The 10,200-nt window shown below is 71.0% G+C and carries 10 protein-coding genes; 8 read left to right on the top strand and 2 right to left on the bottom strand.

From position 1 onward, the window contains the following. Together ACFE7U_RS15970 and ACFE7U_RS15965 are read left to right on the top strand one after the other, a co-directional pair. A partial coding sequence (locus tag ACFE7U_RS15970) for a circularly permuted type 2 ATP-grasp protein (protein ID WP_375410705.1) occupies positions 1-2,044 on the top strand: 2,044 nt, incomplete at its 5' end. Then, a complete protein-coding gene (locus tag ACFE7U_RS15965; RefSeq protein WP_375410704.1) occupies positions 2,041-2,967 on the top strand; it encodes a transglutaminase N-terminal domain-containing protein in 927 nt (308 codons plus the stop codon). The genes ACFE7U_RS15970 and ACFE7U_RS15965, both read left to right, overlap by 4 nt. 168 nt (positions 2,968-3,135) lie before the next feature. Here ACFE7U_RS15965 and mntR read toward each other — a convergent pair whose 3' ends face one another. Further along, positions 3,136-3,588 (bottom strand): manganese-binding transcriptional regulator MntR, encoded by a 453-nt coding sequence (gene mntR, locus ACFE7U_RS15960; protein ID WP_375410703.1) that lies wholly within the window; start codon positions 3,586-3,588, stop codon positions 3,136-3,138. Between the two features lie 57 nt (positions 3,589-3,645). Beyond that, positions 3,646-4,593, bottom strand: a complete 948-nt coding sequence (locus tag ACFE7U_RS15955) for a LysR substrate-binding domain-containing protein (protein ID WP_375410706.1) — start codon at positions 4,591-4,593, stop codon at positions 3,646-3,648. An 85-nt stretch (positions 4,594-4,678) separates the two neighbouring features. On the opposite strand from ACFE7U_RS15955, the gene ACFE7U_RS15950 reads away from it, so the two are divergent. From ACFE7U_RS15950 to ACFE7U_RS15925, 6 genes are all read left to right on the top strand, one after another. Further along, positions 4,679-4,990: a septum formation initiator family protein gene (locus tag ACFE7U_RS15950; RefSeq protein WP_375410702.1), complete on the top strand. Its 312-nt coding sequence runs from the start codon at positions 4,679-4,681 to the stop codon at positions 4,988-4,990. Between the two features lie 151 nt (positions 4,991-5,141). Further along, on the top strand, positions 5,142-6,209 hold the full coding sequence (pdhA, locus tag ACFE7U_RS15945) for a pyruvate dehydrogenase (acetyl-transferring) E1 component subunit alpha (RefSeq protein WP_375410701.1): 1,068 nt from the start codon (positions 5,142-5,144) through the stop codon (positions 6,207-6,209). A gap of 63 nt (positions 6,210-6,272) precedes the next feature. Then, entirely contained in the window at positions 6,273-7,718 is a 1,446-nt protein-coding gene (locus tag ACFE7U_RS15940) for a pyruvate dehydrogenase complex E1 component subunit beta (protein WP_375410700.1), read from the top strand. Between the two features lie 190 nt (positions 7,719-7,908). Then, positions 7,909-8,187: a DUF5076 domain-containing protein gene (locus ACFE7U_RS15935; RefSeq protein ID WP_375410699.1), complete on the top strand. Its 279-nt coding sequence runs from the start codon at positions 7,909-7,911 to the stop codon at positions 8,185-8,187. A 12-nt stretch (positions 8,188-8,199) separates the two neighbouring features. Then, positions 8,200-8,799 (top strand): Uma2 family endonuclease, encoded by a 600-nt coding sequence (locus ACFE7U_RS15930; RefSeq protein WP_375410698.1) that lies wholly within the window; start codon positions 8,200-8,202, stop codon positions 8,797-8,799. Positions 8,800-8,803: 4 nt separating this feature from the next. Beyond that, a partial coding sequence (locus ACFE7U_RS15925; RefSeq protein ID WP_375410697.1) for a pyruvate dehydrogenase complex dihydrolipoamide acetyltransferase occupies positions 8,804-10,200 on the top strand: 1,397 nt, incomplete at its 3' end.

Raw genomic sequence — 10,200 nt, 5'->3', positions numbered from 1 at the left:
CTGGCTCAAGCTCTACGCCGCCGATATCGGGCGCGGCCCCGACGGGCGCTGGCGGGTGCTCGCCGACCGCACGCAGTCGCCGTCCGGCCCCGGCTACGCGCTCGAGAACCGCCTCGTCCTCACCCGCGCCTTCCCGGACCTCTACACCGACCTCCATGTCGAGCGGCTCGCGAGCTTCTTCCAGGCGTTCCGCGAGGGGCTCGTCGTCGGTGCGCAGCGCAGCGACCCGCGCATCTGCCTCCTCACCTCCGGGCCGATGAGCTCGACCTATGTCGAGCAGGCGGCACTCGCGCGCTATCTGGGCCTCCTGCTCGTGGAGGGCGACGACCTCGTCGCCCAGGGCGGGGTCCTGCACGTGCGCACCGTCTCGGGCCTGAAACGGGCCGACGTGCTCTGGCGGCGGATCGATTCCGACTACATGGACCCGATCGAGCTCAACCCGGCGTCGCGCCTCGGCGTGCCCGGCCTCGTGGAGGCTCTGCGGGCGGGCAGCCTCGTGGTGGGCAACATGCCGGGCTCGGGCGTTCTCGAATCCGGGGCGCTCGGCCCCTACCTTCCGGGAATCGCCCGGCACGTCCTCGGGCACGACCTCGCGCTGTCCGGCCCGCGCTCGTGGTGGTGCGGCGACCCCGACGCCCTCGCCCAGGTCCGCGACGGCCTCGACGGCCTCACCCTGCGGCCGGTGGCGACGCCGGGGAAGGGCATGGCCCGCGACGCGATTCTCGGACCCCACGCCCTGGGTGCCGAGCGCGAGCGCCTGGTGGCGGCGCTTCGCGACCGGCCGTTCGACTACGTCGCCGAGGAATCCGCGCCCCTCTCCACCACGCCGGGCTGGGAGAAGGGACCGAATGGCCGCCGCCTCGTGCCGCGGCCCTTCGTGCTGCGGGTGTTCGCGGCGGCGACGCCGGACGGCTGGCGGGTCATGCCCGGCGGCTTCTGCCGGATCTCGGAGCGCCCGGACGTGGCGCCCATCGAGATGCGGGCCGGCATCAAGTCGGCCGACGTCTGGATCCTGTCGGAGCGGCCCGTCGCGCCGATCTCGCTGATCCAGCAGGGGGCGCCCCGCGTCCGGCGCATCGCCGGGCACCTGCCGTCGCGGGCGGCCGACAACCTGTTCTGGTTCGGCCGCTACGTCGAGCGGGCCGAGATCGTGATCCGCCTCGTCATCGCTCATCTCGGCAGCGTCGGCGCCGCCGTCGTCGCGGATCTGGCCGGGGACGCCAAGGCGCCCACGGCCCTGCGCATCCGTGCGCTCCTCGACGAATGGGGCGCCATCAGCGCGCCGGACCTGCCCACCGCGGATCTCGCCCGCGAGGCCCTGGGCGGGCGCGACGTCCACGGCTCGGCGCTCTCGCACGGTCTCTCGGCCCAGGCCAATGCCGCGTCCATCCGCGAGCGCCTCTCCGGTGAGGCGTGGCGCGTGCTCGCCGACCTGCGCGACGCCCTCGACGTCGGCGACAGCGAGGCGCGGGCCGAAGCCCAGCTGCTGGGCATCGCCGAGCGCGCGCTCAGCCACGTCGCGGCCCTCTCGGGCCTGGCGGGCGAGAACATGAACCGCACCGCCGGCTGGCACTTCGTCGATCTCGGCCGGCGCATCGAGCGGGCGATCAACACCTGCGGGCTCGCCCTGCGCTTCGCCGGCGACGAGGCGGGGGCGGAGGACCTCGCCGTGATGCTCTCGCTCTGCGATTCGCACATCACCTACGGCGCGCGCTACATGCACGGGGTCGCCCTCGATCCGGTGCGGGACATGGTGCTGCTCGACGCCTACAATCCCCGCTCGGTGGCCTTCCAGATCGAGGCGATCGTGCGCCATCTCGACGAGCTGCCGGCTCTGCGCGCCGACGGCCTGCCCGAGCCGCACCGCCGCCTCGCCCTGCAGCTGCGCGCCGAGTTCTCCACCGGCGAGGCCGCGGATTTCGAGAGCGCGTCGCTCGCGCGCCTCGAGGCCTCGTTCGAGACCCTGGCCGACGCCGTCGCCGGCCGCTACTTCCCCAACGGTCCCCACGCCTTACGGCCGGAGAAGCTGGTGGGGCTCGCGTGATCTACACGCTGCGCCATCTTACCCGCTATCGCTACGGCAAGCCTGTCCGCTTCGCGCGTTGCGCCCTGCGCCTTCGCCCGCGTGACGGCGACGGCCAGCGGGTGATCGAGAGCGCGCTGACGATCTCGCCGACCCCGCGCACCCGCGTGGTGCGATGCGACTATTTCGGGCTGGAGACCGAGGCCGTCACCATCGACGCGGTCCATAGCGAGCTGCGGGTCGAGGCCCTGTCGCGCGTGGCGGTGGAACGTCCGCCCCTGCCGGCGCCCGAATCCGGCCCGTCCTGGGAGGAGGTCCGCCGCGCCGCGCTGGCGTCCCGTTGCCTGGGTCCGGATGCGCCGATTCACTACCTATTTCCGAGCGTGCGCGTCCCCCTGGTGCCGGCGGTGACGGACTATGCCCGCGCCAGCTTCGCGCCGGGCCGCAGCGCCTACGGGGCCGCCTTCGACCTGATGCGCCGCATCCGGGCCGACTTCACCTTCGATTCGAAGGCCACCACCGTGCATACCCCCCTCGCCGAGGCTTTCGCCCTGCGGGCCGGCGTCTGCCAGGATTTCGCCCACATCATGATCGCGGCCCTGCGGGGGCTCGGCATGCCAGCCGCCTATGTCAGCGGCTACCTGCGCACGATCCCGCCCGTCGGCCGGCCGCGCCTGCGCGGGGCGGATGCCAGCCACGCCTGGGTCTCGGTCTGGTGCGGGGAGGGCTGGATCGGCCTCGACCCCACCAACGGCATCGGGGTGCGCGACGACCACATCCTGGTGGCGCGAGGCCGCGACTACACCGACGTCTGCCCCATCGACGGCATCGTCTCCTCCTCGGGCTCGCAGAAGCTGCGGGTGGAGGTCGACGTCATCCCGGACGGGGAAGAGATGCCGAGGGAGGCGGGCGAGACGGCGGAGGCGGAGCGGGAGACCGCGTGATCCGCGACGCGTGCTTCCCTCCCCCTTGCGGGGAGGGATTGAGGGTGGGGGTGGTCCCGCTAGCCTCCGCAGGCCGAGGGTCACCCAGCCACCCTCACCTCCGGCTCCTCCCCGCAAGGGGAAGGAGAGGCGCGAGCCCGACCGCGCCGGTCATTCACCCGGCGCCCCTCAATCCCCCCGTTCAGAAAACCGCCGGAACGCGTCCAGCGTCTCCGCGCTGACATGGTGCTCGATGCCCTCCGCGTCGCGGCGCGCGGTCTCGGGGCTGACGCCCAGCGCGCACAGGAACAGCTCGACGATGCGGTGGCGCGCTCGGCTCTGGGTTGCCAGGGTCTGTCCGGCAGCGGTGAGGAAGACCCCGCGATAGGGCCGCTGCTGCACGAGGCCGTCCTCGGCCAGGCGCTTGAGCATCTTGGCCACGGTGGGCTGGGCGACGCCGAGCCGGGCGGCGATGTCGACCTGGCGCGCCTCGCCGCCGTCGCCGATCAGGTCGGCGATGAGCTCCACGTAATCCTCGACGAGCTCGAGCCGGCGCGCCTCCCGCGCCTGGCGGAAGCTCTCCACGTGCACGTCCGGGTCGATGAGGGGGGTCTCGGGCTCGGATCGCGACGGTTCGCGCATGGTGCCGGCTGACTCCCTCGATGTCGTCGACGCCGCGTGGCGCCGTTGATCCCCTGTTTAGACAAGGCGCGGGCCGGATGGGAGCCCCCCTTGGCGGATCGGGCCGGGATCGGCGCCGGAGGGCGCGCGCAGCTGCGCCACGAAATCCTGCGCGAAGGCCGGCAGCGCCTCCAATCCGCGCAAGCACAGGGTGAGGTCGCGCAGGGCCCAGGGGTCGGTGAGGGGCACGATGCCGATGGCCATGCCGCGCATCGCCCGCCGGGCCGTGGTCTCGGGGACGATGCCGACGCCGACGCCGCACTCGACGAGGCGGCAGACGGCGTCGAAGCTGCGCAGCTGCACCCGCAGCCGCATGGTGCGCCCGTCGATGCGGGCGGCCTTGTCGGCGAGGAAGCGGGTCAGCGCGCTGGCGCGGTCGAGCCCGACGAGGTCGTGGGCCAGGACCTCGGCGAAGCTGACGGCCTCGTGGGCTTGCAGGGCGTGCCCGCTCACCACCACCACCACGAAGCGGTCCTGCCGGAACGGATAGGTCTGGAGACTGCCGGTATCGACGGTGCCCGCCACGATGCCGAGATCGGCCGCGCCCTCGGCCACGAGCCCGACGATCTCGTCCGAGGTTCGCTCCTCGATGTCGACGCTGACGCCCGAATGGCGGGCGAGGTAGGCGCTCAGCACCTCCGGCAGGAATTCGGTCAGCGCGTTGGTGTTCGACAGGACCCTGATCTGCCCGACCGTGCCCCCCGCATAGGCCGCGAGCTCGCCCTGCATGTGCTCGACCCGGTCGAGGAGGATGCGCGCATGCGCCAGCAGGGTCCGGCCCGCGGGGGTGAGGACGACGCCCTGGCGGCTGCGGGTGAGGAGGGCCGCACCCAGCGTCTCCTCCATGCCGCGCACCCGGGCCGAGGCCGCCGCCAGGGCGAGGTTGGCCCGGACCGCCCCATGGGTGATCGAGCCCGCCTCGACCACGTGGCGGAACAGGCTGAGATCCACGAGGTCGAAGCGCATCATCGGGCGATAATCCTGTGGTCGCGGCGCCCACCGGCCGCCGGCGTCAGCACTTCCTTAACCCTGTCGTCCGATGCTCCGCAGCATGGTTGTCCGTCGCCGCGTCCGTTCCGTCCTGATGCCGCTCGGCCTCTATGCCGTGTCGGCCCTCGTGGTCGGCTATTTCGTCCAGCAGGCCGAGAGCGGCAACCGCGGCCTCGTGGCCAAGCGCGCCCTCAAGATCCAGGCCTACGGCCTCAACCAGGAACTCACCGCCGTCCGCGCCGACCGCGCAATCTGGGAGCACCGGGTCGCGCTCCTGCGCAGCGACCAGATCGACCGCGACCTCCTCGAGGAACGCGCCCGGGTCATGCTCGGCCGCGTCCACGCCAACGACGTGGTGATCATCAATCCCTGATCGCGGACCCTGCCGGGACCGACCAGGAACGGATGCAAAATACGGGTGACAGAACCCGGACTTGCTCGCCTCCAGCGTGCGCCTGCCCTCGCTTTCCGCCGGACCCTGCCCTAGACTTCTCCTCACAAGAGCAGCTCACGGGAGGCCTCCGATGGATGCCGCACAGGACGCGGGGCACGCCAAAGCCGAAGCCGGCAAGGCTGCACGCGAGAGCGACCCGGGCCACGCCCCGGCGCCGAACACCCCTCAGTTCACCCGCGACGAGGACCTCCACGCCTATCACGAAATGCTGCTGATCCGCCGCTTCGAGGAGAAGGCGGGCCAGCTCTACGGGATGGGGCTGATCGGCGGGTTCTGCCACCTCTATATCGGCCAGGAGGCCGTCGTCATCGGCATGCAGATGGCCTCGGTCGACGGCGACCAGGTCATCACCGGCTACCGCGACCACGGCCACATGCTGGCCTGCGGCATGGACCCGAAGGGCGTGATGGCCGAGCTGACCGGGCGCCGCGGCGGCTACAGCCGCGGCAAGGGCGGCTCGATGCACATGTTCTCGCGCGAGAAGCAGTTCTTCGGCGGCCACGGCATCGTCGGGGCGCAGGTCTCGCTGGGAACCGGCCTCGGCTTTGCCGATGCCTACAGGAAGAACGGCAACGTCAGCCTGACCTATATGGGCGACGGCGCCGCCAACCAGGGCCAGGTCTACGAGAGCTTCAACATGGCCCAGCTCTGGAAGCTGCCGGTCGTCTACGTGATCGAGAACAACCGCTACGCCATGGGCACCTCGGTGGCCCGCGCCTCGGCCCAGACGGACTTCTCCAAGCGCGGCATCTCCTTCGGCATTCCGGGCGAGCAGGTCGACGGCATGGACGTCCGCACCGTGCGCGAGGCCGCCGGCCGCGCCATCGAGCATGCCCGCTCGGGCGAGGGACCCTACATCCTGGAGATGCAGACCTACCGCTATCGCGGCCACTCGATGTCCGACCCGGCGAAGTACCGGAGCAAGGACGAGGTCTCGAAGATGCGCGACGAGCACGACCCGATCGAGATGGTGCGCAAGCGCCTGATCGAGGCGCACGGCGTGCCCGAGGCCGACTTGAAGGCCACCGACGCCAAGGTCCGCGAGACCGTGAACGACGCGGCCGAGTTCGCCACCCACGATCCCGAGCCCGACGCTGCCGAGCTGTGGACCGATATCTTGCTGGAGGCGCGGGCTTAACGCTTCGCCCGACGTCTCCGACCCGCCAAAGGCCGCCCGCCAACTCCACGGACAAGAAACCCCATGGCGACCGATATCCTGATGCCCGCCCTCTCACCCACCATGGAGGAGGGCAAGCTCGCCAAGTGGCTGAAGAAGGAGGGCGACGCCGTGAAATCCGGCGACGTGCTCGCCGAGATCGAGACCGACAAGGCGACCATGGAGGTCGAGGCCATCGACGAGGGCATCCTCGCCAAGATCCTGGTGGAGGAGGGCGCCGAGGGCGTGAAGGTCAACACGCCGATCGCCATCATCGCCGGTGAGGGCGAGGACGTAGCGGCGGCCGCGGCCGGCGGCGGCAAGGCGAAGGCGAACGGCGCCGGTGGGCACCCCGCCCCGACCCCGGACATGCAGGCGGAAGGGCAGGCCGACACGAGCGCGCCCGCCGCCAAGTCCGCCGACGACGGGCCGAACGCGCCGGCCGCCCCCGCGGTGATCACCACCAAGGCCCAGGCTGAGGTGATGGAGGATTATCCCGCCGGAACCGAGATGGTGTCGATGAGCGTGCGCGAGGCCCTTCGCGACGCCATGGCCGAGGAGATGCGCCGCGACGAGGACGTCTTCGTGATCGGCGAGGAGGTCGCCGAGTACCAGGGCGCCTACAAGATCACCCAGGGGATGCTGCAGGAATTCGGGGCGCGCCGCGTCGTCGACACCCCGATCACCGAGCACGGCTTCGCCGGCATCGCGGTCGGCGCGGCCTATACGGGCCTCAAGCCCATCGTCGAGTTCATGACCTTCAACTTCGCCATGCAGGCGATCGACCACATCATCAACTCGGCGGCCAAGACCCTCTACATGTCCGGCGGCCAGCTCGGCTGCCCCATCGTGTTCCGCGGCCCCAACGGTGCCGCCGCCCGCGTCGGCGCGCAGCACAGCCACGACTACTCGGCCTGGTACTCGAACGTGCCGGGCCTCAAGGTGATCGCCCCCTACACCGCGGCCGACGCCAAGGGCCTGCTCAAGGCCGCGATCCGCGACCCCAACCCGGTGATCTTCCTCGAGAACGAGATCCTGTACGGCCAGACCTTCCCGGTGCCCAAGCTCGACGATTTCGTGGTGCCGATCGGCAAGGCCAAGGTCCACCGCACCGGCAAGGACGTGACCATCGTGTCGTTCTCGATCGGCATGACCTACGCGCTCAAGGCCGCCCAGGCGCTGGCCGAACTCGGCATCGACGCGGAGGTGATCGACCTGCGCACCCTGCGCCCGATGGACACCGACACCGTGGTCGAGTCGGTGAAGAAAACCGGCCGCTGCGTCACCGTGGAGGAGGGCTTCCCGCAATCCGGCATCGGCGCCGAGATCGTGGCCCGGCTCATGGTCGACGCGTTCGACTACCTCGACGCGCCGGTGCTGCGGGTGACCGGCAAGGACGTGCCGATGCCCTACGCGGCCAACCTCGAGAAGCTGGCGCTCCCCAACGTCGCCGAGGTGGTCGAGGCGGCGAAAGCGGTTTGTTATCGGTGAGCATCGCGCTCAGCATCAGGGAACTACGCGATGTCATTCCGGGGCGTCGCAGGCGAGCCCGGAACCCAGATACGCGAACGTGTGCAGACTCGACCGCAACCTGCGGTCATGGGTCCCGGGCTCTGCTTCGTAGCCGCGGGATGACGAGGTGGGCGCAGGTGAGAGAGGGCAAGACCAGGCTTTTGACGCCATGACCGAGCAGAAATTCGTCGAACTCTCCGCCCCGCCCGACGCCCAGGAACAAGGCGGCGTCGAGGTCCTACGCGCCAGCGTCGTCGACGGCGCAGTGAGCGTGGCCCTGCGCCGCTCCTTCGACGATCCCTATACCTGGGGCCGGCTCCTGCTCGACCTCGCGGGGCAGGCTGCCCGCGTCTACGCCCTGGAGACCGACATGTCGGAGGAGGAGGCGCTGGAGCGCATCCGCGCCGGGTGGGAGGCCCAGGGCCTCGATCCCGGCGGGCTCAACTAGCGGGGCATGCGCATGGCCGAACCCGCGACCCGCCTCGCCACCTACGCCGATCTCGAGGCGGTGCCGGCGCATCTCGTCGCCGAGATCATCGACGGGGTGCTGGAGACGCATCCGCGGCCACGGCCTCGCCACGGGATTGCGGCCGCGGGATTGGCCGCCGAGTTGGGTCCGCCTTTCGGCCGTGGTCGTGGGGGACCCGGCGGCTGGATCTTCATGGTGGAGCCGGAGCTTCACCTCGGACCGCAGGTCGTGGTGCCCGATCTCGCCGGCTGGCGCCGCGAGCGGATGCCGGTCGAACCGGAGACCGCCTTCGTCGAGACGCCACCGGACTGGATCTGCGAGATCCTGTCACCCTCGACGAGCCGGCTCGACCGAGGGCCCAAACGCCGAATCTATGCCGAGGCCGGCGTCGGCCATCTCTGGCTGCTCGACCCGGCGGACGGCGTGCTCGAAGGCTTCGCGCTGACCGGGGGGCAATGGCTCCTGCTCGGCACCGTCGAGCGCGGCGGGCCGGTCAGCCTACCACCCTTCGACGCCGTCTCGTTCCCGCTCGACGACCTGTTTCCCTTCGACGATCCGGCTGTCCCGCCCGCGCCCCTGCCAGAGACCTGACGCCATGCCGATCAACGTCCTGATGCCCGCCCTGTCGCCGACCATGGAGAAGGGCAACCTCGCCAAGTGGCTGAAGAAGGAGGGCGACGCCGTGAAATCCGGCGACGTGCTCGCCGAGATCGAGACCGACAAGGCGACCATGGAGGTCGAGGCCATCGACGAGGGCATCCTCGCCAAGATCCTGGTCGTCGAGGGCACGGCCGACGTCCCGGTCAACGACCTCATCGCGATCATCGCGAGCGAGGGCGAGGACCCGGCGAGCGTCCAGGCGGCGGGCGACGGCGCCGCCAAATCCGAAGCCCCGAAGGCCGACGCGCCGCCTGCGGGCGAGAACGCGACGCCCGGCGGCGGCACCATGTCGTACGCGCGCGTCGACGCGGCGCCGGAAGGTGCCAAGCCGGACAGGTCCGAGCCGACTGGGTCCGAGACGACCAGGTCCATGCCGACTGGGTCCAAGCCCAACGGCGCGGCCGGGAGCGGGCGCGTCTTCGCCTCGCCGCTGGCTCGCCGCGTCGCCGAGCAGGAGGGCGTGGACCTCTCGGCCGTCTCGGGGTCGGGGCCGCATGGCCGGGTGATCGAGCGCGACGTGCGCGCGGCCGCCGCGAGCGGTTCGGCGAAGAAGGGCGCGCCGGCACCGCAGAAGCCCGCCGTCACCGAGGTGCCGCTGCCGGCCGCCAAGCCCGCCGCCGCGGCGCCGGCCGGCCTCAGCCTCGACCAGGTCCGCGGCTACTTCCAGAAGGGCGCCTACGAGGAGGTGCCGCTCGACGGCATGCGCAAGACCATCGCCAAGCGCCTCGCCGAGGCGATGCAGGTGGCGCCGCACTTCTACCTCACCGTCGATTGCGAGATCGACGCGCTGATGACCCTGCGCGAGCAGCTCAACAAGAGCGCCGGCACGGGCAAGGACGGCAAGCCGGCGTTCAAGCTCTCGGTGAACGACTTCGTCATCAAGGCGATGGGCCTTGCCCTGATGCGGGTGCCCACCGCCAACGCGGTCTGGGCCGAGGACCGGATCCTGCGCTTCACCAACGCCGAGGTCGGCGTCGCGGTGGCGATCGACGGCGGGCTGTTCACCCCGGTGATCCGCCGGGCCGACCAGAAGACGCTCTCGACCATCTCCAACGAGATGAAGGATTTCGCCGCCCGCGCGCGGGCGAAGAAGCTGAAGCCCGAGGAGTACCAGGGCGGCGTCACCTCGGTCTCCAATCTCGGCATGTTCGGCATCAAGCACTTCACGGCGGTGATCAACCCGCCGCAATCCTCGATCCTCGCGGTGGGCGCGGGCGAGAAGCGCGTCGTGGTGAAGGACGGCCAGCCCGCGGTGGTCCAGGTGATGACCTGCACGCTGTCCTGCGATCACCGCGTCCTCGACGGGGCGCTGGGGGCGGAGCTGATCTCGGC

Origin of the sequence: uncultured Methylobacterium sp. (assembly GCF_964251405.1) — a bacterium.
GTDB lineage: Bacteria > Pseudomonadota > Alphaproteobacteria > Rhizobiales > Beijerinckiaceae > Methylobacterium.
Note: the sequence above shows the minus strand (reverse complement) of the source record. Positions and strands in the feature narration are given on the sequence as shown.

Coding starts and splice junctions, on each gene's coding strand:
- ACFE7U_RS15930 (WP_375410698.1), top strand. CDS start 8,200: ATGGCCGAACCCGCGACCCGCCTCGCCACCTACGCCGATCTCGAGGCG.
- ACFE7U_RS15940 (WP_375410700.1), top strand. CDS start 6,273: ATGGCGACCGATATCCTGATGCCCGCCCTCTCACCCACCATGGAGGAG.
- ACFE7U_RS15955 (WP_375410706.1), bottom strand. CDS start 4,593: ATGCGCTTCGACCTCGTGGATCTCAGCCTGTTCCGCCACGTGGTCGAG.
- ACFE7U_RS15950 (WP_375410702.1), top strand. CDS start 4,679: ATGGTTGTCCGTCGCCGCGTCCGTTCCGTCCTGATGCCGCTCGGCCTC.
- mntR (WP_375410703.1), bottom strand. CDS start 3,588: ATGCGCGAACCGTCGCGATCCGAGCCCGAGACCCCCCTCATCGACCCG.
- ACFE7U_RS15935 (WP_375410699.1), top strand. CDS start 7,909: ATGACCGAGCAGAAATTCGTCGAACTCTCCGCCCCGCCCGACGCCCAG.
- pdhA (WP_375410701.1), top strand. CDS start 5,142: ATGGATGCCGCACAGGACGCGGGGCACGCCAAAGCCGAAGCCGGCAAG.